Origin of the sequence: Bacillus sp. THAF10, assembly GCF_009363695.1 — a bacterium.
GTDB lineage: Bacteria > Bacillota > Bacilli > Bacillales > Bacillaceae_I > Sutcliffiella_A.
This window is the reverse complement of sequence record NZ_CP045403.1, coordinates 3,189,210-3,214,369: the sequence shown is the minus strand read 5'-3', so window position 1 is coordinate 3,214,369 and position 25,160 is coordinate 3,189,210. Positions and strand designations below refer to the sequence as shown.

Below are 25,160 nucleotides of genomic sequence, written 5' to 3'. Positions count from 1 at the left end.
ATGATACGCGTATTGTTTGTAGATGATCATGAAATGGTTAGAATTGGTGTAACAGCCTACTTGTCTGCTCAGCCTGATATCGAAGTCATTGCAGAAGCAGATGATGGATTGCCCGCTATTGATTTGGCACTAGAACATAAACCAGATATTATTCTTATGGACCTAGTGATGAAGGAAATGGACGGAATTGAAGCAACTAGAAGGATAATGGAGGCGTGGCCAGAAGCAAAAATTATCATTGTGACAAGCTTTTTGGATGACGAAAAAGTTTATCCTGCACTTGAAGCTGGTGCCACAAGCTACATGCTGAAAACCTCAAAGGCAAGCGAAATAGCAAACGCCATCAGATCTACCTTTAAGGGACAGTCAATTTTAGAACCAGAGGTAGCCGGAAAAATGATGCAACGGATGCGCAGAAAGAGCGAAATTCTTCCCCATGAAGAACTTACCTCAAGAGAAATGGAAGTTCTTCTTTTGATGACGCAAGGCAAAACAAATCAAGAAATTGCTGATGAACTTTTCATAGCTTTAAAAACAGTGAAAGTACATGTAAGCAACATACTAGCAAAGCTTGATGTTCAAGATCGTACCCAAGCTGTCATCTACGCCTTCAAGCATTCATTAGTACACTAGCAGAAAAAAGGATGAATCTATTGTCAACTTCATATGTTTATACGTTAGGATATAGCAAAGAAGAGCACTCCTTATGTTTTTTGGAAATGAGAGCTCTTTTTGGTCAGGTTACAGAACAACCAATCATAAAAAGCAAGGTAGGAATTGATCCAAGCCGCAGTCCCTTTATAAGAGAACGAATTGAGATACTTTATGAAGGAGAAACCCTTCAAGAAATTATCAATCAAGTCAAAAACATTCATATGCAAGATAAAACCTTCAAAGTCATTTTTTCAAAAATCAATGACCGTAAAGAGTCGGAATCCATACAATACCAAGAGCGGCGAGAAATTGAAAGACAAGTAGGCTGGGTCATTGAAGGGGAAGCTGACGTACATAAGCCTGATCACACGTTTGGCATGGCCACCATGGATGGACGTTGGTATTTCGGCCACTATCAAAAAAGTGATGCCGTTTGGCTAAAACATGTAAAAAAGCCAAGAGAATATTCCACAGCTTTAAGTACCAAGGATGCTAGAACGATTGTAAATATTGCAGTACCAATTGTAAAAGATACTCGTGTTATCGATCCATGCTGCGGGATTGGTACCGTTTTGGTAGAGGCATTATCAATGGGAATTGATATAGAAGGAAGAGACATTAATCCTTTAGTAACAACTGGAGCAAGGGAAAATATCGCATATTTTGGTTTTCAAGGAAGGGTAACCCTTGGACCTATTCAAGATGTAGAGGATACATTTGATGTAGCCATTATTGACCTTCCCTATAACATTGCTACACATGCCACAAAGGAAGAGCAGGCTGCCATCATTCAGCACGCCCGCCGCATTTCCCAAAAAGCAGTCATTATTACCGTTGAGCAAATGGATGAGGAGATAGTACAGGCAGGCTTTCACATCATGGATCGTGGATTTACGCAAAAAGGCAGATTTAAGCGCGAAATTCTCGTTTGTGAAGCACAGGGTTTATAGGCCAATTCTGCTCCAATCAAAAAGCGAGCCAGGATCACTTTTTCTAACAGGAGCATATTCATCATGCCCAATGATGTGCTCTCTGTCTTTTTTAATTCCAGGGTTACGCTTTAAAATATCATCAAGCAATAGATTCAAGGTCTTATATTGAGCATCTGTATATCCAATATCAGCAGGTGCTATTTGGTCATACACGTCACTAGGTATATTAGGGCTCATTTCCTCTTTTGTTCCAACCGCTAATAACTCAATGCCTATGGAATAATCATTAAGTCCATAATGATAATCCTGATAGTTTAAAAGATGTCCCTTACCGGCATGAAAGGCAGCACGGTCTTCTGGAACTAATAAATAAATTTCTCCTTCTCTATCAATCAAGTAATGTGCGGACACTTCATACTCTTCAAAAAGCCCATATATTTTATCAAGATCATAAGGCTCTTCTGGTGAGCGCTGGGCATCATTGATAAAATGGACCATCACATGTGAAACATGGGCTCCACGGACACGTGAATTTTTTTTCGGTAATAGCCATTCTGTCATATCTAATCGGGAAGCTTCCATAATGATTTTCTCTTCTGCTTTCTCAATCGACTCAGAAGGCTTTGATATGGTATCTATTGTATTGACTGTATTCTTGGAGCATGCATTTAGTAAAAATAAAATAAGCAAGAGTAGTAGAATTTTTTGCATCGATGACGGTTCCTCACTTTAATAGATGAAATAATTGCTCTCTACATAATTCTTCTTTTTCTGCGAATCTCCTTTATAAGAATGGTTGGTAGTTTTTGTTGTTGTTATTGTGGGAAAACTAATGTTAAAAGGAGTGATTATTACATGCCCTACGATTCTTTGAAGGATTTACCTGTTGGCGTGAAGGACAACCTGCCAAAACATGCCCAAGAGATATACAAAGAAGCTTTCAATTCAGCATCTGAACAGTATGATAAAGAGGAAACAGCTCACAAGGTTGCATGGAGTGCAGTGAAAGAAAAATATACAAAAAACAATAATGACACTTGGGTCAAAAAATAGAACTGGGAGCTCACGGTTCTTTTTTATGATTAGCTCTGTTAAACACAGTTGTTCATTTATGGAAATAACTCCGCATCCGCGGAGCGATTTGTATGATTCCTCAGCTTCACAAGACTTTCGCTTCATTCCCGAAAAGAATCTCCCCCTTTGCAGCAATCAACAGCTGGAAACAACTAATGATCAACATTCTCCTTAACCACACCCTAATAATTAAAACTACTAAATATTCAAAATAGTCAAAATGTCCTGTGGGTTTCTGAGGAAATACTACCTTAACAGGACTTATGTGGTATAGACATCTATACGTTTAAACTCATACACTAGATTTATAGAATGTAAGCCTTTCCAAATGAAGGAGGAATTATGAAAAAGAAAACGCTATCCATTACATTGGCCGCAGTTTTATGTACCTCGCTCATTCAAGCTCCTATTTTCGCACAGGAAGGAGGAAAGAACATCACTCCAAATGCTGCAGCCAAAAGTTCAGTAGAAAGGGTGCATCCCTTTTTTACTTGGAACAATCCTGCCCCATCTTTACCTGTGTTACTACGGGGTTCAGCAAAAAGTGCGGGAATGCTTCAGGGTACTTTGGACGAGATTGACCCTTTAATGGAAGGATTGATTAATGATGGTGTCATGCCTGGGGCGGTAGCATTTGTTGCCAGAAGCGGTCAAATTGTAAAGCATGACGCATATGGCCATGCCTACCGATATAAAGATAATCAATTCACGGAAGCAGAAGAACCTATTGCGATGACAGAAGACACCATCTTTGATCTCGCATCTATTAGTAAAGTCTTCACCACAACAGCAGCGATGGTTCTATATGAGCAGGGACTGTTTCAATTAGACGATCCAGTTGCAGAGCACTTGCCTGAATTTGCAGCCAATGGTAAAGAAAATGTCACGATCGAGCAACTGATGACACATACTTCTGGATTTACTGCGTGGATTCCACTTTATGCACAGGGGAAAACAAGAGAAGACCGAATTCAACGAGTGCTTGCCCATCCACTCGCAAACCAACCAGGTACCACTTATACATACAGCGATTTAAACATGATTACACTTGGTACGCTTGTGGAGAGATTATCTGGACAGCGTCTTGATGAATTTATACGAGAGCATTTGACAGAACCACTTGGAATGCATGACACGATGTACAATCCTCCATCCTCATTGAAACATCGGATTGCTGCAACAGAGTACCAACCAGCAGTTGGCAGAGGGCTTGTTTGGGGAGAAGTGCATGATGAAAATGCCTGGTCACTTGAAGGGGTTGCAGGTCATGCAGGCGTATTTTCAACTGCAAAAGACCTTGCTAAGCTTGCTCATATGTTTATAAAAGAAGGACGCTATGGGAAGCAACGCATTTTACAGCCTGAAACAATAAACCTGTTAACAGAAAATAGAATTCCAGAGTTTCCAGGTGATGACCATGGACTTGGTTGGGAGCTGAATCAAGGCTGGTTTATGGATGCCTTATCAAATGAAGGATCACTTGGGCATACTGGTTACACGGGCACTTCCATTGTTGTTAATCAAGAAAACGACACAATCGCTATTTTGTTAACCAACAGAGTACACCCATCGAGGAAGACGGTATCAACAAATGTGGCACGAAGACCCTTTGCACGGCTTGTTGCCGATGCCATTCCAATAAAAATAGATCAGCGCAAAAAAGCCTGGTTCGCCGGTTACGGAGATAATCTAGAAAGAGCACTGACTACAGAAATTGAGCTAGAACAAGCTGCAACTCTTTGTTTCGATACCTGGCACCATATTGAAAACGAATCTGATTACGGATTTGTCCAACTTTCTACTGATGGACAAAATTGGACAACTATTCATTCCTTCACTGGAAACGATGAACAATGGTCCAAACAAAAACTACAAGTACCTGAGAATACGAGATTTATTCGTTTCACGTATAAAACAGATGCTACCGTTAATGGCCGTGGATGGTACGTAAAAAATATTCGTCTTGTGCTAGGTAATGGTAGTAAATATGAAACAGAATTTACTAGTGAAGAATGGACGAAAAGAAACCACTAATAAAGGAGAGTATATATGAGCAAATCCTTAAAAAATTTTTGTTTCACCGTTCTCACCCTGACCCTCCTACTTTCAGGAATTCCAATGAAAAGCGCGCAAGCAACTAATCACGTAAAAGATTTAGTTCTCTATCAAAATCTCCCGCAAGTTGAGGTAGATGACATAGGAGATAAGCTCCAGCTAAAAGCACTTCATGTATATAAAGAAGGAAACTTTATGGTTACAGTGCATAACTTAAAATGGAAATCTTCAAATAAAAAAGTAGCTAAAGTTGATAAGGAAGGCAATGTTACCTTTACTGGTAAAAATGGCAGAACTTACGTAACCGTATCGGATGAAAAATCTTCTGATAGAATCGCTATCCATGTAAAACCTGAGCGTAAAGAGAAACGCAAAAAGGGTAAACCAGAATCGAAAGTAACCATTATAAAGAAAAAGGGTAAAAAATATGACCTAGTATCTCATGCTTTGAAAAATATGACACTAGAAGAGAAAATTGGCCAAATGCTAATGCCAGACTTTCGGAAGTGGAATGGCCAAAACGTGACAGAAATGCTACCAGAAATTGAACAGCTAGTGAAGGACTATCATCTTGGTGGAGTTATTCTATTCCGAGAAAATGTGGTAACAACAGCACAAACAACACGCCTGGTTGCCGAATATCAAGAAGCTGCTGAAAAGTATGGCTTGCTGATGACCATTGACCAGGAGGGTGGTATCGTCACCCGCCTTCAATCTGGAACAGACATGCCTGGAAACATGGCATTAGGCGCAACTAGATCTCCCGAAATTGCTCACCATGTCGGAAGGGCGATTGGTGAAGAATTATATGCTCTTGGAATCAACATGAACTTTGCCCCTGTTATGGATGTTAATAACAACCCAGATAACCCGGTAATCGGAGTTAGGTCCTTTGGAGAAGATCCAGAATTGGTAGCCCAGATGGGTGTGGCATACACAAAAGGACTTCAATCAACAGGTGTTGCAGCAACAGCCAAACATTTCCCTGGTCATGGGGATACGGCAGTAGATTCCCATCTTGGATTACCTGAGGTACCTCACGACAAAGAACGCTTGATGGAGGTGGAACTTTACCCTTTCCAAAAGGGAATGGAAGCAGGAATTGATGCCATTATGACTGCACACGTCACATTTCCAAAAATTGATGATACCAAAGCCATTTCCAAGAAAACTGGTGAAGAAATTGCCATCCCAGCAACCATGTCTCACAAAGTTTTAACAGAATTGATGCGCGATGAAATGGGTTATGATGGTGTCATCACAACAGATGCCATGAATATGGGAGCCATTACAGAACATTTTGGACCCGTGGATGCAGCAATTCGCGCAGTACAGGCTGGAACAGATATTGTGCTCATGCCAGTCGGGCTAAGTGAAGTCAGACAAGGGCTATTGAATGCAGTGGATGAAGAAGAATTATCAGAGGAGCGAATCGAAGCTTCTGTAAAAAGAATTCTTTCTTTAAAAATAAAACGCGGCGTGATAAAAGAAGAAAATCCAACTTCCATTGACGAAAAAGTTGAAAATGCAGAGGAGGTTGTAGGGTCAGCACAACATAAACAAGTTGAAAAAGAAGCAGCAGAACGCTCTATCACCCTTGTAAAAAACAATGAAGTATTACCGTTAAATGTAAATGCAGAACAAAAAATAGTGGTAGTTGGGCGTTCAAATCTTCAGGATTTAGCAAACGCTGTGAAAACCTATCATGCGGACGCTACCATTCTTGAGGTAGGCTCAGACTTTCGCTTAAACGAGGCTCAGCTTGCTGAGGTAAGAGATGCTTCTGCAGTCATAGTCGGCACAAGTACCTTTAATGTTGCTGGAAGGTCGCCACAACATGCTCAGATGCAAATGGTACAAACGCTTTCTGCTGAAACAGAAGCACCAGTGATTGCAATCGGAATCCGAAATCCTTATGACATCATGGCCTATAACGAGGTAGATGCCTACCTTACACAATACGGTTTTCGACCAGCTAGCTTCTTAGCAACAGCTGCTACCATTTTCGGGGAAAATAACCCAACTGGAAAACTACCTGTCACCATTCCAGACCTAGAAGAAGGCGTTTTATATGAATTTGGCCATGGATTGAGTTATTAGAATAAGGGGAGGGGAAACCGTTGAAAAAATGGATCGTTACACTTTTAACAACCGTACTAGTCCTATCTTCACTAAGTGCAGTGTTTGCCCATAATAATGGGCATTGGAAGGGGAAGGGAAAAGAAAAACACTTCAAGCTCGGAGTAGAAGTACTTCTGGAAAAAGAAAAACATCTTATTGAAGGCAAACGAGTGGGCTTGATTACGAATCCTACAGGAGTCGATAAAGAGCTTAATAGTATCGTGGATACGCTTTTCAATGATCCTGATACAGAATTAACAGCACTTTATGGACCAGAGCATGGCGTACGAGGCGATGCACAGGCTGGTCAATATGTAGATTTTTATATAGATGAAAAAACAGGTCTTCCTGTTTACAGTCTCTATGGTCCAACGCGAAAGCCTACACCTGAAATGCTAGAAAACATTGATGTATTACTTTTTGATATCCAGGATGTCGGAACACGTTTCTACACATATATTTACACGATGGCCTATGCAATGGAGGCGGCAAAAGAAAATGACATCCCATTTGTTGTCCTTGATCGTCCTAATCCACTTGGAGGGCTAAAAGTAGAGGGACCTGTACTTGATATGGAATACGCATCCTTTGTTGGGAACTATGCGATTCCACTTAGACACGGAATGACAGTGGGTGAGCTAGCAAAATTATTTAATGAGGAATTTGAAATCGGTGCAGATTTGACAGTGGTGAAGATGAAGGGCTGGAAGAGGTATATGTATTATGATGACACACCACTTGAATTTGTCCTGCCATCTCCAAACATGCCAACCTTCAATACGGCACTTGTATACCCAGGGTCTGCACTAATTGAAGGAACCAATGTTTCAGAAGGACGTGGAACCACCAAGCCATTTGAGCTGATTGGTGCTCCATTTATCAATGCAGATCAACTTGCCACCAAGCTTAATGACTTGAATTTACCCGGTGTAACGTTTAGAGCAGCATCCTTTACCCCTACATTTTCAAAACATGCTGGAACGCTATCTCATGGAGTTCAGCTTCATATTATCGACAGAGACGACTTTAAGCCAGTAGAAACAGGGCTTCATATTGTTAAAACAATCCATGATATGTACCCGGAGGATTTTGCATTTCGTGCTGAAAATAGTAAAGGCATCTCCTTCTTCGATAACCTAGTAGGCAACAAGTGGATTCGACAAGGAATAGAGGAAGGTAGATCAGTTGACGAGCTTGCTTCTGACTGGAAAAAAGAATTAAAGGAGTTTCATAAAGTACGTCGTCAATACCTGCTTTATAAGTAATGGTGATAAAGAACTTGAGGCAATTGCCTCAAGTTCTTTTCCCTAAGCTCTTTTCTAAAAGCTTGTTTGCTAAAAACCTAAGAAAAAGTCGGCTTTAAGACTTTTTCCTATCATTATGCAAAGAAAAATTGCCACCTGTTTCAAACTACCTCCACGAAAAGAGCACGATAGCAACGTGGATGACGAGTGCCTTAACTATACGCAGTAGCAACAAAGTTTGCGAAAACAGCTTTTACTAAGCTCTTTTCTAAAAGATTGTTTGCTAAAAACCTAAGAAAAAGTCGGCTTTAAGACTTTTTCCTATCATTATGCGAAGAAAAATTGCCACCTGTTTCAAACTTCCTCCACGAAAAGAGCACGACAGCAACGTGGATGACGAGTGTCTTAACTATACGCAGTAGCAACAAAGTTTGCTAAAACAGCCTTTACTATAAAAAATAGAAAACTAGACCACTAGGCTGGTACTAGCTTTCTAAATAGTTACATAAAATAGTAGTATTCTGGAAGAAAAGAGGTGCTTTTATGTTAGGTTTTTTACAAAAAATCGGTAAATCACTCATGCTACCTATTGCCATCATGCCTGCTGCTGCCCTGCTCCTTCGTTTGGGACAAGAGGACTTATTAAATATTCCGTTTATCTCTGCAGCGGGGAACGCGGTATTCGGCAATCTTGCCTTGCTTTTTGCAATTGGGGTGGCAATTGGATTCTCAAAGGATGGAAGTGGAGCAGCAGCTCTTGCGGGAGCAGTAGGATATTTTGTCCTTACTAACGGGGTAGCTGCCATCAATGAATCAATCAATATGGGAGTTCTAGGTGGTATTATTTCAGGTATCATTGCCGGTCTGCTCTACAACAAATACTATAATATTAAACTCCCAGACTGGCTTGGGTTCTTTGGTGGAAGACGTTTTGTCCCAATCATCACGTCCCTTGTTATGCTAGCATTGGCGTTTCTCTTCGGTTATCTCTGGCCACCAGTGCAAGCAGGTATTGATAGTATTGGGGAATGGATTATCGGAGCAGGAGCGACTGGAGTAGGAATCTTTGGTTTCTTGAATAGACTTTTGATTCCTCTAGGGCTACATCATATTTTAAACACCGTTGTTTGGTTTGAATTTGGTTCGTTTACGAATGCTGCAGGGGAGGTAGTAAAAGGGGATTTATGGCGATTCTTAGCAGGTGACCCTTCAGCTGGTATCTTTATGGCAGGCTTTTTCCTAATTATGATGTTTGGACTTCCGGGTGCAGCACTTGCGATGATTGCCGCTGCAAAGAAAGAGCGCAGAAAAGCAATGGCAGGTGCATTATTCGGTCTCGCATTTACTTCCTTCTTAACTGGAATTACCGAACCTATTGAATTTTCGTTTATGTTTTTATCTCCTGTTTTATATGTCATTCATGCCATATTAACAGGAACCGCTATGTCTGTTGCCTATCTATTAGATATCCACCATGGATTTGGATTCTCTGCAGGTGCAATAGATTATCTATTAAACTTTGGAATTGCCCAAAAGCCTATCTTACTAGCTGTAGTGGGTCTTTTATACGGTGGTCTTTACTTTATTATCTTTTACTTTTTAATTACTAAGCTTGATTTAAAAACACCTGGCAGAGAAGATGAGGTTGCTGGTGAATTCGAGCAAAGCGCAGCCAAAGGAGATTATGCAGAGCTTGCTGATGGGTATCTCGCAGCGCTTGGTGGAAAAGAAAACGTATTAGAAATAGACAACTGTGTCACAAGGCTGCGCTTGAAAGTAGCCGACTCAACTCTAGTGGATGAGGGGAAACTAAAGCAGCTTGGTGCAAAAGGTGTCATTAAAATGAGTAAAACAAGTATGCAAGTGATTGTCGGAACAGATGTAGAATTCCTTGCAGATGAATTAAAGAAGAAGTAATAAAAAGAGGCTGGGACAAAAGTGTTTTATCCCAGCCTCTTTTTTAAATAGTAAAAACTTTTTAAAAAATATAGCTGGATTTATGTTAATTACAAAAGATGTGTAGTATAATCAAATAAATAATTCTTTATAATGAACATTCTGTTGTGAGGTGAACAAATTTTAATCATGAAAACAATATTTTTTTTGTTGTATTGTTCTTTATAACGAATAAAACTCTAACTTTACCGAATACCTTATCCATTTCAGGAGGTTATCTTTATGGATGATAAAATGAATTTGAAAAAATTCTTACAAGTTTTAAAAAGAAGATTTAAAACAAGTTTTATTACATTTACACTCTTTTTTCTTGTAACGTTAATTGCTGCATTATTTGTTATAAAGCCTACTTATGAAGCAACATCTACCATTTTGGTTGGAAAACTAAATACTGATTCACAAGGTGAAATCAACATGCTGATGGCATCAACGATGGATTTGCTCAAGAGTCCAATCGTTCTAAATGAAGTCAAATCAAAAATGAAACTGGACATCGACTTAGAAGAGGAAGTCTCCTTGCAAAATAATAAGAACTCTCAAATCATTAATGTAGTGATGAGAGATCATGATAGTGAGTTGGCAAAGGAGATTGTTCACACCATTTCTTCTACTGCAGTATCGTTTATGAGAGAAAGCTTTGAAATGAAAGAAATTCAAGTATTAAATGCCACTGATATTGAGCCGGAAGAAGTGGGAAGTCTGGCACTTAATATTGGTATTGGATTTGTTTTAAGTATCTTTTTAGGAATTGGAGCTGCAATCATGCACGAAGACCTCGATGATGCAGTGAAACAATCCAAGGAAGTGGAAGAGCTAATAGGCCTTCCGTTGCTTGGTACCATTGATTTAAAACAAAAGATGAATAATCCCCTCGTGATGGATGAAGAAGGTAGACATAAGAAAATAATGAAAACGAAGAAAAGGAGGGAAGTCCGTGTTTAAGCTAATAAAAGATAAATGGGGAAAAAAAGTATCCTTAATGGAAAACATGGTCAGTACCGATCAAATTAGGATTATTCGAACGAATATTGAGGATGAACTACAAAAAGAGCGTATTTTCCTTACAGTAACATCACCTAATTTAGAGGATCAAAAATCCGTTATCTCCGCTAAACTTGCTATTTCATTTGCAGAGCTCGGGAAAAAAGTGCTGCTAGTTGATGCCAATTTACGCAGACCTTCGCTTCATAAATTTTTTAATGCGAGTAATGCTAGCGGCTTGGTAGATGTGATTGAAGAAAAAGGAAGCATTAATCTTTATGCCAAAGTAACCTTTACCCAAGGGCTGTTTTTGCTTCCATCCGGAACAGCGAAAGATAGCTCTTCCAATACAGGACTTTTGAATAAAGCAGAAGAGTTGATGGCAGAGTGGGGAAATTCTTTTGAGGTCATTATTCTAGAGGCTCCTTCGTTTCTAAAATCCTCTGACGCTCATATTCTTTCAAGAAAATGTGATGGAGTTATTTTGGTAATGAAGGAACATAGTACGAAAAAAGACGAAGCAATGCAAACGAAACATTATCTTGAAAGGTCGAATAAGAAGATCGTCGGGGTAATATATCAAACAGCTTAGTTAGTAGAAAAGGGGCAAGAAATTCTTATGAAGAATAAAAAGGGGAATTCTATTGCCATTAATATTTTTCATCTGTTTTATAGTACTGCTCTATCCAGCATTCTAAATGCAGGCGCACTGATTATGCTTGCTTACTATTTACAATCCTATCACTATGGGTTGTTTAGTGTTGTATTAGCATTTGCCATGATCATGGGCTATTTTACAGATGCTGGGTTGAGTGACATTGTTCTAAGGGAAGGTTCAGCAAAGGGAGTCGATCTTCCGAAAGTAATTACTTCGTATGTGAAAATGAGGCTACTGCTGCTGCTTCTTACATTTGCGATAGGGTTTTTACTCATAGAAATACTGCATTCAAGTAATACAGAACTGATAAAAACAGCCTACTTTCTCGTTTTTCCAATGGTAACAGGAATTGCGTTACAAAGTATTGGCATTACTTTTTTTCAACTGAAGGAAAAAATGCAATATTGTGGGCTAATACGAATCTTCTCAGCTGCATGCCTAGTTAGTTCAGTATTTCTTGGATTGATAGTAGAACTGTCTCCATTAGTAGTTACGTTACTGTATGGTTGTTCCTATTTGGCAGCTGGAGTATTGGCATTTGTTTTGCTTTCTCGTCATGTAGCATTTGTCTGGAAAGCGAGATTTCATAAGGGCTTATATAAACATTGGGGAGCATTTACGCTTGGTGGATTGTTGTTTGTTCTCCTGCCTCATCTAGGCCCTCTCGTTTTGGAGCGAACGCTTACCTTAGAGGAGGTTGGTATGTTTGCTGTGGCATACCGAATTCCCCAGGCACTTCAGCAGGTTACTTTTATAGTAGCAGGAGCATACTATCCAGTTCTATTTAGGTATTTTAACAGCGGGAATTTTCTAGAGCATTTAAGATTATTATTGCTGCAAACCAAGCTGATGGCGCTTATTGGAATGGGATTGTCTTTGCCATTTTACTACCTTTCTGAATTGATTGTGCCGATATTGTTTGGTGATGCATGGTTGGGAGCAATACTTCCTTTAAAAATACTGTCGGTGTTATTGATGCTGCAAGGGGTAAATATTGCTTTGGCCGATGGATTAACGACAATGGGAAGGCAGAGACATAGGACCGCTGTCCAATTTGTTGCCGTCTTATCAGGAGTATTCTTATACCTGTTTACTAGTCTTCAATATGGAATAATTGGTGCTGCGTTTGCAGGTATCGTGATGGAGCTTTTTGCCTTGATTGGATTTTGGATAGTTTCATCCAACAGAAGGACAGTTGCTAGAAAAGTAGTTTTACCATATCTCATTATCTATTTTACTACCTTGACTTTCTTAGATATGATTTTGCATCATCATCCAGTTTTTGCCCTTATTCTTCATGGTTTCAGCTTACTGTTATTTTTCTTTTTGGATAAAGAACTAAAAGCGACAACGATTAATCCATGGATGAAGAAGTATTATTCGCGGGAGGTGGAGAATGAAGCTTTCATTGGAAAAGCAAAATGACCAGTATCATTTTACGATATTTTTCATGATATTGCTTGTCACCTTAGCAAGATACAGTATTCCATTAGGGTTCTCGTTAAAGCCATATATGATTTTTCTCCTATTTTTCATGTTTATCCATCTGTTCTCCTTTCACTTTCAGCGCTTGCAATCATATGAAGTCGCGATGTTACTTTTTTATTTTGTATATTGCTATACAGGTGTGTTTGCGCTTCATCCTGAATCCAGCTTAAGAATACTTCTTGGTATCATCTTGTATCTAACTTGTTACTTTATTATGAAATCTGTTTTTAGCTACGCGAGCTCAAACGTAATTGAAAAAGGCCTTTCTTTTGGAGGAATCTTTTTTAATATAGCTAGTTTGGCGCTTTATGTAATTGGTCTGCAAAAAGTCGACTTAGCTCTAGATGGGGAAAATGTGATAAGTTTTGGTGTATTGTCCGATCGCGGCTATCCAAGGCTAATAGGTTTACTCGAAGATCCAAATTTCTTTGTTTTTTACAATACAATTTTCTTTGCATATTACCTATGTCACGCCGATACGTGGAGAAATAAGTTTGGCCTACTTCTCTGTGTTGCTGCTAATATTCTCACCTTTTCTAGAGGTGGTCTGGCTGCGCTAATCATCGTTTTTCTTGTCTACCTTTCATTAAATAAACCTCTAAAACAACTAAAAATATTGCTTGGATCGATTCTTTCATTAAGTTTGTTGGCGTATGTCATTATCATAAAATTTAAGTTTGATGCTATAGGAATGATTGAAGCTAGAATGGAAGACTTCTCAAGCGATGGTGGGAGCGGAAGATTCGAGCTTTGGGAACGAGCGTGGGATATGTTTTCCAACCATATGGTACTAGGAGTGGGTGCCTTTAATTTCTCTGAATATAACCTTTTTTACTATAATGACACGCTCACTGTTCATAATACGTTTCTAGATATTCTTTCTGAATCTGGTCTTTTCGGTTTTTCATTTTATTTCGCTTTTGTCATTTTAGTATTGATGCAACTTTGGAAATTTCAAATTTATAAGAAGAAACAGTATCTCTTTTTAACCTATATAGGTTTTATGCTTCAAATGGTTTCCCTTTCGGTCATTATCAATGACATGTTTTTTCTGTATCTGGCAATTCTCTCTACGTACATCCATACCATTGGACAGCAAGAACAGGCTTTTATTTCATCAAGAAAAATAATAAGAGAAACATCCACTTCTATATACAAGGGTGCTTCTTAAAGGAGGTGTAATCTATGCTAAATATCCTATGTGTGACCGATAAATTAATGGTCGGTGGGGCAGAGAATTATTTTTGTAAATTAGAAAATCACTTACAACATCCGAACGCGACGTTCTATTTCGCTGCTGCTGATGGAGAACTTTATTCCAATATCTATCATAGAGAGAAATTTACTCTTTTGCAGAAAAAGCAGTATTTGCAAAATCTTATGACTCTCTCAAAGCTTGTGCAAAGCAAAGATATTCATGTTTTCCATGCTAATAGCCTGAGAATGGTCATGGTTGGCGTGCTAGTTAAGGTTCTTACCAGAAAGGATTTTTGTGTTTTTTACACAAAGCATAATGTGACATTGCTAGAAAAATATGTTCCGTTCCTTTTTAAAAAGCTTCTTCATTTGTCCATCATTCAACGAGTTATCACGGTAAGTGATTTTGAAAAGCTTCAATTGATTGATTATGGAGTAAGAAGTGAAAAGATAAAAACCATTTATAATGGAGTGGACTTAAGGGAGTTTCAATATTACAAAAAGAAGCAAACAATTCCCAAAAAAATAGGGATTCTAGCGAGGCTTTCTAAGGAAAAGAACCATCGTTTTTTTCTAGAAGTTGCCAAAGCATGCCGTCACAATCCAAACTATCACTTTTATATTGCAGGTGATGGGCCTCTGCGTCCATACATTGAGCGTATGATACAAGATCTAGCGTTAACAAAGAAAGTGACAATGTTGGGAGAAGTGAAGAAACCACAAGAATTCATTAAAGAAATGGATATTCTCTTGCTAACATCCGAAAGGGAGGTGTTTCCAATGGCAATCCTAGAAGCGATGGCGGTTGGAACTCCCGTTGTTTCCATTAATAAAGGTGGAATACAAGAAGCAATAACGAATGGAGTCACAGGGTTTTTAACCAAAAAGCATTCCGTGGAGGAGTTTCTAAAATATGTTCATACTCTATCGTCTAATGACTTTCAACGACTTCAACTATCAAAGGAAGCGAGAAAACAAGTTGAAAAGAAGTTTTCTTTAGAGAAAATGATTGGGGAAACAGTAGAGGAATATATGCTGTTTGACAAACAAAGAGAAGCTAGCCCCACCACTAATTCAGGCAAACACCCACCATCTTATCGAGGTGTTGAATAGTGAACAGGAAAAAAATTCGCTTTGCTATTATCATTAATGAAACATTCATAGAAAAATGGAAGCTTAACTGTATAGATCAAATGATTGAAATGGAAGATATGAGACTAGCTTTGGTCATTATTCACACTCACAATAATAAGGCTACATCAAGGCTATATCGCCTGTATGAAGCGTATCTTTCCAAACGCAGTAATCTATTCAAAAAAGCTCACATTCATTCTACCGCTTCAAAAATACCAATCCATGTATGCACCCTAACAATAAATAAACGAGACACATTTTCTAATGATGATTTGAAGTTTATGAAAGGAATGGATCTTGACTTTATTTTAGACCTTGGTTCCCATCATGAAAGTAGAAAACTGACTGATGTGGCAAAGCGCGGTGTGTGGACCTATCACTTTTCAAGCTCAGATGTAGAATGGAATGCTCCAGCAGGCTTAAAAGAAGTACAGGATAATCTAGTGGTGAATGAAGTAGGACTGTATATGCATGGTGAAAGGGAGGAATATTGGATTCCACTAAAAAAGGGATATTTACCAACAATTTCTGAATCCTTGCGAAAAAACACCGAATCTTTATACAGAGCAACGGCAGGTTTTCCAGCACAGGTTTGCAAAGAAATGTTTTTTAAGAAGAATTACACTTTTGCTTTAAAGGAAGAATATTCACCAATCTATACATCAAGGCAAATAACAACAGGAGCGAAGATTGGAGAACTTCTCTATCAAACCACTATTCGAAAAGCGAAGAGACTGTTCAAAAAAATGTTTTGTTATGAATTTTGGAATATAGGAATCGTTTATCAGCCAATTGATGAATTTTTAAAGGAAAAGCATCCTCATATTCAATGGATTCATCCAGGAAAAAGGTGTTACTATGCAGACCCTTTTGGGTACCACAAAGATACTAGTTTAAGGATATTAATGGAGGAAGTAAACCATAAAAAAGTGAAGGGCTTTATATCTGATATTCACTTTAGGGAAGTATCTGCAAGTAACGAAAGCTCAAGCTGGAATCAATCCATCATGAAGATGGATACGCATATGTCCTACCCTTACATCGTAAAAGATCAAGATGCCATTTATTGCATCCCAGAAACCTCAGAGAAGAAGGAAGCAAGTCTTTATAAGGAGGTGGGAGGAAAGTGGAAGAAATGCAAAACGATTTTAAAAGATTTTGCAGCAGTTGATTCTACCATCATTAAGCATAAGGGACGTTATTGGCTTTTTTGTACAAAAGCAAATACAGCCCCGGGAAGTGATAACTACGAGCTGCATATCTTCTATGCCAACAAACTTTTTGACAACTGGCTTCCCCATCATGCCAATCCTGTAAAAATGGATATACGCTCTAGCAGACCAGCAGGAACTCCATTCATAAAGGATGGTGTATTATATCGTCCTGCACAGGACTGTTCAAAAACTTATGGTGGTCGAATTGTAATAAATAGAATCATTACATTAACTCCAGAAAATTTTCAGGAAGAATCTGTTGCGTATGTAGAACCAAGAAAAGATAGTATCTATCCTGATGGAGTTCATACTATCTCTTCAATAGGGGATGTTACCATATTTGATGGGAAAAGAATGGACTATAGTTTTAGTCACTTGTTTAGAAAAATATATAAATTTAAACCTATTATAAAAAGAAATAGGTGATTTTAGAATCGAAACAACGTTCTTCATTAAGAACAATAGAATCATCATTAAGAATATCACCTTAGATTAGAGAAAGGAGTTTCGTGGAATGCGAGACCATTTCAATATAAAACTAAGGAAATTATCTAGTGTGATTATGGACTTAATCCTGATGTGTGTGGGATTTCAACTTTCATTTTTGTTGTATTTTCATGAGGAAATGACCTTAACACAAGTTATTGTGTTTCTCTCGCTCGGGATTATGATCTTTTATTTATTTAACTTGTATGAGGATTGGAAAAGAAAAAGTTTAAAAAATTTGATTATGTCGATATTTTTGGCAACCATATTTTTTGCATTTCTAGTTTGGGTAATTTCTTTTATTCTACCGGGAGGATTGGAGATTTATGTAATCGTAACAGGGGCTTGTTTCTTGTTTACTTTGATATCCCTTTCTAGGACAGCGATTTGGTTGATTCAAAAATACAAATTAGGTCAAAAAGCGGTTTTAATAGTTTGTAAATCTAATGAAGATGGAAGTAGAATAGCGGAAAAATTTCATGCTCATCCAAAAGGCTGGTTCAACGTAGTCGAAGTGTGTACAACGCAGAATAAAGGCATCATCAATAAAAACCTTAGGGTGGTTGATGTTGTCATAGTAAGCCCTGAAGTAGATAGAAGTACACAGGGCTTAATAACAAATATGTGCATGAAGTTTGGCAAAGAGGTGCTCCTAGTTCCCAAGCTCTATGAACTGGTAATCATAGAAGGACAGATGCAGCAGGTAAACGATATGCTCACTGTTTCCATTTCCTCACCAGCTTCATCACAAAAAGGTTACCAGTATTGTAAAAGAGTAGTAGATATCGTGTTTTCTCTCTTTTTGCTTGGTCTTACAAGCCCAATATTCTTCAGTCTCTATATTCTTATTCCATTAACGTCTAAAGGGCCGGCGTTTTTCAAACAAGAACGAATCGGACTAAATGGTAGACCGTTTCAAATTATGAAATTCCGAAGCATGGTCTCGAATGCAGAGCAAATAACCGGACCTGTCCTTGCTGCAGAGAATGATCCCAGAATCACACCTTTTGGAGCAAGGTTACGATCGTTAAGAATAGATGAACTCCCACAATTAATTAATGTTTTAAAAGGAGAAATGAGTCTTGTAGGGCCACGGCCTGAAAGAATGTATTTTATTAATCAATTCAAAAAAGAAGTCCCAGAGTATATGCAACGTTTGGATGTAAAGCCAGGAATCACAGGGCTTGCGCAGGTGTCTTCTAATTACAGCTCGGAAGCAGAAGAAAAGTTAAGGTATGACCTCTTTTATGTCCGCAATGCATCTATTCTATTAGACATCAAACTACTACTACAAACCATGAGGGTAGTGTTACTAAGAGAACAAGCTAAAGGTGTAGTCGTAGGGAAGGAAAAAGTCAACAAACATAAACTTAGTGGTATTCGAATCGCAAAGCACAATTAAAAAATGGAGAGGGAGAATAAAAATGAGAACAAACGCTACAGATTTGGTTTCTGTTATCACTCCGACCTATAATGCCTCCAAGTATGTGTTAGATACCATTCGCTCCGTTCAAGCACAAACATATAGTAACTGGGAAATGCTTATTGTTGATGATTGTTCGCAAGATAATACATGTGAAATCATTAAAGAAGAAATGAAACAGGATTCCAGAATAAAACTAAAAGAGTTGAAAACTAATGGCGGACCAGGTCATGCACGAAACACTGCTTTTAATCTGGCCAAGGGCAAGTATATTGCATTTTTGGATAGTGATGATCTTTGGCATCCTGAAAAGCTTACGAAACAACTTGCTTTTATGAAGGAACATGACAGTGTTTTTTCCTTTACTGCCTATAGAATCATGAAGGAAAGTGGGGAGAAAACAGAGGTGGTGTTCAGAGCACTTCCAACTGTGACGTATAAAACATTATTGCTGAATACTGCTATTGGAACGCTAACAGTGGTCTTAAATAAACAGAAGCTAGGCAATTTTCAAATGAAACTATTTCGCGATTGCTCAGAGGATTACGGGCTATGGCTATCTATTCTGAAAGAAGGAATTACTGCCCATGGTCTAAATGAGGAGCTTGCAGTCTATAGGAAATGCGAGAATTCCTTATCAAGCAACAAGTTTCACTCTGCCAAGAAAACGTGGAACACTTACAGAAAAATTGAAAACAAAAATGTAATATTGTCTTGTTGGTACCTCATGAATTATAGCTATCATGCCATAAGAAAACATGCTAAAACGATTTGATATGGATGCCTCCACTTCTTTAAAAAGGATTGTGGAGGTTTCCTTTTAGTTAGGCTGTGTTAAAGATGAATGTTGATCATGAGTTGGTTCTAGCTGTTGATTGTAAACTTTACGAAAATAGGCTTTAGCTAATAAGCTGAATTTCAACATTTAGATAATTTCACCACTTGTAGGAATATTTACTCAAAAATAATTTAAATTTTTTAAATTGAAGGAATATTAAGAAAAATGTCAAAATAAACAATGGAATGTAAAAAAGAGGAGTGTGTTAGGTGAAGAGAAAAAGGAGCATGACAAAATCGTTGTTTGCATCTATGTTGTCTTTGCTACTAATTTTTAGTGCATTGGCGAGTACTGTAGGTGCAAGAGAGGTAGAGGGAGCGGAAGTTCTTCTCAAGTCTAAGGGGAATCAAGATGAAGTAACCGTTCAGGAAGAAGTTTATGAGGCATTTAAACAGGAAGAGTTTGTAGAGTTAATTGTCGAAATGAAAAATCAGGTTGATACGTCTGTAGTAGCACTTCAAGCAAGGGAACAGATGAAATTTCAACAACATGTTTCTCCCTTCCAGCAAAACCTCCAATCACGTTATGCAGTAGTTGATGCATTAAAATCCACAGCAGAAATTACACAAAATTCCTTACTTCAATCCTTAAAATCAAGCAAGCATGTAGAAGAAGTGAAAAGCTTTTACATAATGAATGTGATGTATGTTAAAGCATCAAAAGCAGTGCTAGAAGAAATTAAAAAACACCCAGAAGTAGCCAATGTTCGACTAGATGAAAAAATTGAGGTCGATTGGCCGGAAATATCAGCCACTCCATCTGAAAACCAATATGTGCAAAACCATAGTGAAAGTGTGCTGCAAGAGGGTGACAGCAGCATCGAATGGAACATTAACCATATTGATGCTCCAAGTGTCTGGAGTGAATTTGGGATTAATGGAAGCGGCGTTGTTGTTGGAATGATTGATACGGGAGCACACTGGCAGCATGAAGCCTTGAAAGAAAAATGGCGTGGGTTTAACCATATGGATCCCAACAACCCAAATCCAGTAGGGAACTGGTTTGATGCTGTATCTAATCAGAGTATGCCATATGATTTAGCTTCGACTCCACACGGTAGCCATGTAATGGGGACTATCCTCGGTCAAGACCCAGCTGGGAAAAATAAAATAGGAGTCGCTCCTGGTGCCAAATGGATTGCTGCAAGGGCATTTACTGAACAAGGTGGCCAAGATTCCTGGTTACTAGCTGCAGGTCAGTTCATGCTTGCACCAAACGGAGATCCAACCCTTGCTCCAGATATTATCAACAATTCTTGGGGAGGGGGAGCAGGATTGGATGAGTGGTACCGACCAATGGTACAGGCGTGGAGGGATGCAGGAATTCTTCCGGTCTTTTCGGCAGGTAATGCTTATCCAAACAAAGTAAGTGCTCCAGCAAATTATCCGGAAAGCTATGCTGTTGCAGCCACCGATATTAATAACAAAAAAGGAAGCTTCTCAAGTGTAGGACCTGGACCGTATTCTAAAGACTTAAAGCCTGATATTTCCGCGCCAGGTGTAAACATTCGTTCTTCTGTGCCAACGGGATATCAAGGTGGATGGAATGGAACCTCCATGGCAGCACCGCATATCTCTGGAGTTGCGGCATTACTGCGTTCAGTTGATGCCTCCTTGACGGTAGATAAATTAGAAGAAATTATAAGAGACACCTCCAATCCACTTACTGACAATCAATATCCAACCGTCCCTAACTATGGATATGGACATGGATTAGTAAATGCATACGAAGCCGTTGCTTCTATTGCAACAGGAATGGGTGGTATTTCTGGACAGGTATTAAAACAAGGGGAGGATAATGAAGCCCCAGTTATCACGCATGAGCCATTTGAGTTTGGCTATACGGGGTTAAATGTCGTACTTGATACGCATGTAATCGATAATGTTTCAGTTGTAGGTGTAAATCTATACGTCCGTGAACATAAAGATGCTGACTGGGTAGTGATCGAACATACACGCACTTCAGGTGATTTTACAAATGGCACTTATCAAGTGGAAGTTCCTATGGAGTATGTTAAGGACCCTGGTTTCGAGTACATGATAAAAGTGGAAGATTTTAGCGGTAATGAAGCAACAACAGATATTTTTAATGTAGAAATAAGCTTTGGTATTAATCCAAATGACGTGTTTGAAAGTAATTTTGATGAGAAGGTAGATGGAATGCTGTTATCAGGTGATTGGGAATGGGGAGTTCCAACTGTTGGAACAACACCAAGAAGCGGTGTGAATCTTGTCGCTACTAAACTTCAAGATAATTACTCTGGAAATTCCAGCAGTCTTCTACAATTTCCACCAATTGATGCAAGAAATGTGGAAAATATCACGTTTTCCTTCAAGCATTGGTTTGATATAGAGTATTCCTATGATATGGCTAAAGTCGTCGTAACAAACGATATTCAAAGTGGAGAATGGCAAGAAGTAGAAATGTTTACAGGAAGAGAAAGAACATGGCAAGACCTTGCAATAAATTTAGATTCGTATGCAGGATCGGAGAATCAGGTTTTTGTAGCAATTCAATTTACTTCCGATGAGAAAATTGAACATGCTGGTCTGTATTTAGACGAGCTTTCTATTAACAATGTTGCACAGCCAGACAGGTTGGAGGTTTCTGGTGTCAAAGCTTCCATAGAAAAACCTAAATTCCATCATAAAACGACTGAAGAGAATAAACCAACGGTAAAAACAAACAATTCCGGTCTGCCAGTGGAGGCATATGTCACGGTGGTAGAAACAGGCAGAACGGTTAAGACGAGCCTAGAGGATGGCTCTTATCATATTCTTCACCGTGCAACTCCAGAAGGTGAAAAATATACCCTACGCGTAGAAACATACGGGTATTTTGCTCAGCAAGAAGAATTTGAGTTGAAGGATGAAGAAGTGCTGACAAAAAACTTTATGTTAGCTGAAATTCCAAAAGGAGAAATTTCCTTCACTGTCATTGATAAAAAATCACAAGAACCTATCGAGGGTGTGGAAGTGAAGGTAGTAGAGGATGGAAGATTGCCGATAGAAGTAACAGATGAAAACGGTTCTTCTAATATCGAAAATGTCTTGGAAGGCTCCTATACTGTCACCTTCTCTCTCCCTAATTATCACAAAGAAACAATTGCCATGGAAGTGGTAGGAGCTGAAACAACTGCCATGACAGTAGAATTAAATTCATTCCCAGGAAAAGCAATGGGATATGATGATGGAACTGCTGAAAATGCGAAAGCTTATTATGAAAGTGGTTTTGGTTTTGTGACAAAAATGACACCTGAAAAGCTTTCAAAATTAGCAGGCATAAGTGTTTATCTGTGGGAACAAAATTGGCCGATGCCGGGTGGGAACGAGTTTTCTGTTACCATTCATGAGAGCAATGATGAAGGAAATCCAGGTAAGAGAGCCTTCGCACCTAAACAAGTGCAAGGAAAAAGAGGAGAATGGAATTTCGTTGACTTAAGTGAATACGATTTTGAAACGGATAAGGACTACTTTGCAGTGGTTATTCAAACTGGTAACTTTCCAGATGTTCCTGGTGTAGGAATTGATGAAAGTTCTCCTTTTGCAGACCGATCCTACCAGATGGATAAAAATGGGACATTCACTAAGCTTAGTTCTTCTAATGGGAATTTTATGATTAGGTCTCATATGTACCATGTCGTCCATGTACCAGATCTGGATGATGCTACATCCATTAAATATACCAATCAAGAGAATTACTCCCTTTCTGGTCACGTTACCGAAAATGGTTTAGTTAATATCTACAATAATGGTGTTTTTGTGGGCTCTGTCCAAACGGACAATCTGCAGTTTGCAACGGAGGTTATTCTTGATGAAGGAGACAATAACATTTATGCAACACTGACAGTTGATAACATGGAGTCATCTCCTTCAGAGACTTTAAAAATTGTTAAAGATGTTTCTAATCCAATTATTTCTCTTGAATCCCCAACTAAAGGCTTGGTAACGAGAGAACAGAAAATAATAGTGACTGGGGCGGTTACGGACAATCATCTTCATAACGTAACATTAAATGATGAAGAAGTATCTATTGGTGAAAATGGTGAGTTTACCCATGAAGTAACCCTAGTTGAGGGAAGTAATGACATTTTGATAACAGCAAATGATTTAGCAGGAAATGAGGAAAGTACAAAAATTGAAGTGATCCTTGATACGAAGGCTCCAGTCATTAATGAGGCAAACCCAGGTAAAGATCTTCAGAAATTTCCAGGGGAAACTGTGAAGGTATCCATACAAAGTGATACAAGAGATGGTACTGCAACGGTAAAAATAAAAGATGAAAATGGTCAAACAATTGATGAGCTTCAAATGAATGAAGTACAACCTTTTGTGTATGAGGTAGACTGGACTATTCCTAAGGACGCTTCTTTTGAAAACGTCACCTTCCACATTGAACATTTCGATGAAGCAAGAAATAAAACAGAACTATTAGTAGATGGTAAAATCCACTTGATTTTAGAAAAAGTCTCAAGATTGTATGGTCCAGACCGCTATGAAACTGCTATTAGCATAAGCAAAGAAGGTTTCCAATCAGCAGAAATAGTCGTTTTAGCGAGGGGAGACAAGTTTACGGATGCGTTAGCAGGTGTACCTTTAGCACATAAATATAACGCGCCAATCCTATTAACTAAAACAGAACGTCTTCCAAACGCTGTAATGAATGAAATAGAACGTTTAGGTGCGAGCAAAGTGGTTGTGCTTGGTGGAACACAAGCAGTTAGTGATGAGGTCATTTCTTCATTGGAAGATGAAGGACTAGAGGTAGAGAGAATATCAGGTGCTACTTCCTCAGAAACCGCTGCCATGATTGCCAACAAAGTTGCACCAAATGGCTCAAATAAGGCAATTATCGTATATGGGAAAAACTTTCCAGATGCTATATCCATTGCTTCTCATGCTGCAATAGAAGGGATTCCAGTACTACTTGCCGATACGAATAAGCTCCCAAATGGCACAGTGAAGGCAATTAGTCATTTAGGGGTAAAAGAAAGTATTGTGGTTGGTGGATCACAAGCCATAAGTGATGAAGTAATGAAAAAGCTTCCTAAGCCTATGAGAGTAAGAGGAAAGGATAGATATGAGACAAATGTGGAGGTAGCAAAGGAGTTTGGTGTGGAGAATAATCATATTTACATCGCTACAGGGAAATCCTTTGCTGACGCTTTAACAGGTGCTGTGTTAGCTTCTAAAAACGGCAGTGGAATTCTTCTAGTAAAACAAGATTTACTACCAGAAGTGACAAAAAATTATATGCAGAATTCCACTTTTAACAGAGTAACTATTTTTGGTGGAAAATCAGCTGTTTCACAAGATGTTGAACGTAATTTAAAAGCTCTACTAAAGTAGTATATTGTTGAAAAAAGGAGGAATGCTCCGCAGTACTACAGCATTCCTCCTTTTTTATTCAGATTTTTCAATATATATAGAAAAATTGAAATTTTCTATATATTTTAGTAGGAAATTTATTTTCCTTGTCGAAATAAATATATAGCAAGTTGAGCTTAGAAAGTTAACCTTCAAGCATTCACCATGAAACGTTAATGAAGCTGAGATTTTCACATCCGAATAAGTCATCCATCACCCTTCTTTTACCCATCCAGAGCTTGAAAAAGCTTAACTAGTTTAGTTTAGATGAGAGAAAGAAGGGAGGATGCAGGAGTAAAGTCTCAGTTGAAAAAAAACACGGGGGTGCGAAAGGCTTGA

General features: G+C 38.6%; 17 protein-coding genes. 16 read left to right on the top strand and 1 reads right to left on the bottom strand.

All coding sequences use genetic code 11. The features are described 5' to 3' along the window. Together FIU87_RS16610 and FIU87_RS16605 are read left to right on the top strand one after the other, a co-directional pair. The gene (locus FIU87_RS16610) at nucleotides 1–633 is read left to right on the top strand and encodes a response regulator transcription factor (RefSeq protein ID WP_152445593.1); all 633 of its coding nucleotides are present in this window, start codon (nucleotides 1–3) and stop codon (nucleotides 631–633) included. Nucleotides 634–644: 11 nt separating this feature from the next. Next, complete coding sequence (locus FIU87_RS16605) at nucleotides 645–1,604, top strand: TRM11 family SAM-dependent methyltransferase (RefSeq protein ID WP_152445592.1); 960 nt, start codon at nucleotides 645–647, stop codon at nucleotides 1,602–1,604. On the opposite strand, the gene FIU87_RS16600 is transcribed toward FIU87_RS16605, so the two are convergent. Further along, nucleotides 1,599–2,297: an N-acetylmuramoyl-L-alanine amidase gene (locus FIU87_RS16600; protein ID WP_152445591.1), complete on the bottom strand. Its 699-nt coding sequence runs from the start codon at nucleotides 2,295–2,297 to the stop codon at nucleotides 1,599–1,601. The two genes, FIU87_RS16605 and FIU87_RS16600, sit on opposite strands and share 6 nt — an antisense overlap. 144 nt (nucleotides 2,298–2,441) lie before the next feature. Here FIU87_RS16600 and FIU87_RS16595 point away from each other — a divergent pair, with 144 nt between their 5' ends. The 14 genes from FIU87_RS16595 to FIU87_RS16530 all read left to right on the top strand — a co-directional run bounded on the left by FIU87_RS16595 (nucleotide 2,442) and on the right by FIU87_RS16530 (nucleotide 24,803). Next, nucleotides 2,442–2,639, top strand: coding sequence for a ChaB family protein (locus FIU87_RS16595; protein ID WP_152445590.1), 198 nt, complete (start codon nucleotides 2,442–2,444; stop codon nucleotides 2,637–2,639). A gap of 363 nt (nucleotides 2,640–3,002) precedes the next feature. After that, a complete protein-coding gene (locus tag FIU87_RS16590) occupies nucleotides 3,003–4,694 on the top strand; it encodes a serine hydrolase domain-containing protein (RefSeq protein ID WP_152445589.1) in 1,692 nt (563 codons plus the stop codon). A 15-nt stretch (nucleotides 4,695–4,709) separates the two neighbouring features. Further along, nucleotides 4,710–6,815, top strand: coding sequence for a glycoside hydrolase family 3 protein (locus tag FIU87_RS16585; protein ID WP_152445588.1), 2,106 nt, complete (start codon nucleotides 4,710–4,712; stop codon nucleotides 6,813–6,815). Nucleotides 6,816–6,835: 20 nt separating this feature from the next. After that, nucleotides 6,836–8,101, top strand: a complete 1,266-nt coding sequence (locus FIU87_RS16580; RefSeq protein ID WP_152445587.1) for an exo-beta-N-acetylmuramidase NamZ family protein — start codon at nucleotides 6,836–6,838, stop codon at nucleotides 8,099–8,101. 522 nt (nucleotides 8,102–8,623) lie between these two features. After that, nucleotides 8,624–9,997: an N-acetylglucosamine-specific PTS transporter subunit IIBC gene (nagE, locus tag FIU87_RS16575; protein ID WP_152445586.1), complete on the top strand. Its 1,374-nt coding sequence runs from the start codon at nucleotides 8,624–8,626 to the stop codon at nucleotides 9,995–9,997. Nucleotides 9,998–10,258: 261 nt separating this feature from the next. Beyond that, on the top strand, nucleotides 10,259–10,978 hold the full coding sequence (locus tag FIU87_RS16570) for a YveK family protein (protein WP_152445585.1): 720 nt from the start codon (nucleotides 10,259–10,261) through the stop codon (nucleotides 10,976–10,978). Then, complete coding sequence (locus FIU87_RS16565) at nucleotides 10,971–11,609, top strand: CpsD/CapB family tyrosine-protein kinase (RefSeq protein ID WP_152445584.1); 639 nt, start codon at nucleotides 10,971–10,973, stop codon at nucleotides 11,607–11,609. The genes FIU87_RS16570 and FIU87_RS16565 overlap by 8 nt, the downstream gene beginning before the upstream one ends. A 27-nt stretch (nucleotides 11,610–11,636) precedes the next feature. After that, complete coding sequence (locus tag FIU87_RS16560) at nucleotides 11,637–13,100, top strand: oligosaccharide flippase family protein (protein ID WP_152445583.1); 1,464 nt, start codon at nucleotides 11,637–11,639, stop codon at nucleotides 13,098–13,100. Further along, on the top strand, nucleotides 13,072–14,334 hold the full coding sequence (locus FIU87_RS16555; RefSeq protein ID WP_152445582.1) for an O-antigen ligase family protein: 1,263 nt from the start codon (nucleotides 13,072–13,074) through the stop codon (nucleotides 14,332–14,334). Before FIU87_RS16560 ends, FIU87_RS16555 begins: the two co-directional genes overlap by 29 nt. A gap of 14 nt (nucleotides 14,335–14,348) precedes the next feature. After that, nucleotides 14,349–15,473 (top strand): glycosyltransferase family 4 protein, encoded by a 1,125-nt coding sequence (locus FIU87_RS16550; RefSeq protein ID WP_152445581.1) that lies wholly within the window; start codon nucleotides 14,349–14,351, stop codon nucleotides 15,471–15,473. Continuing rightward, nucleotides 15,473–17,134 (top strand): glucosamine inositolphosphorylceramide transferase family protein, encoded by a 1,662-nt coding sequence (locus FIU87_RS16545; RefSeq protein WP_152445580.1) that lies wholly within the window; start codon nucleotides 15,473–15,475, stop codon nucleotides 17,132–17,134. Before FIU87_RS16550 ends, FIU87_RS16545 begins: the two co-directional genes overlap by 1 nt. An 88-nt stretch (nucleotides 17,135–17,222) precedes the next feature. Continuing rightward, nucleotides 17,223–18,596 (top strand): sugar transferase, encoded by a 1,374-nt coding sequence (locus FIU87_RS16540; RefSeq protein ID WP_152445579.1) that lies wholly within the window; start codon nucleotides 17,223–17,225, stop codon nucleotides 18,594–18,596. A gap of 22 nt (nucleotides 18,597–18,618) precedes the next feature. After that, nucleotides 18,619–19,392 (top strand): glycosyltransferase family 2 protein, encoded by a 774-nt coding sequence (locus FIU87_RS16535; RefSeq protein WP_152445578.1) that lies wholly within the window; start codon nucleotides 18,619–18,621, stop codon nucleotides 19,390–19,392. A gap of 272 nt (nucleotides 19,393–19,664) precedes the next feature. Next, nucleotides 19,665–24,803 carry a cell wall-binding repeat-containing protein gene (locus FIU87_RS16530; RefSeq protein ID WP_152445577.1) on the top strand — a complete coding sequence of 1,713 codons (5,139 nt, stop codon included), beginning with the start codon at nucleotides 19,665–19,667 and terminating at the stop codon, nucleotides 24,801–24,803. The last annotated feature ends 357 nt before the right edge of the window (nucleotides 24,804–25,160 follow it).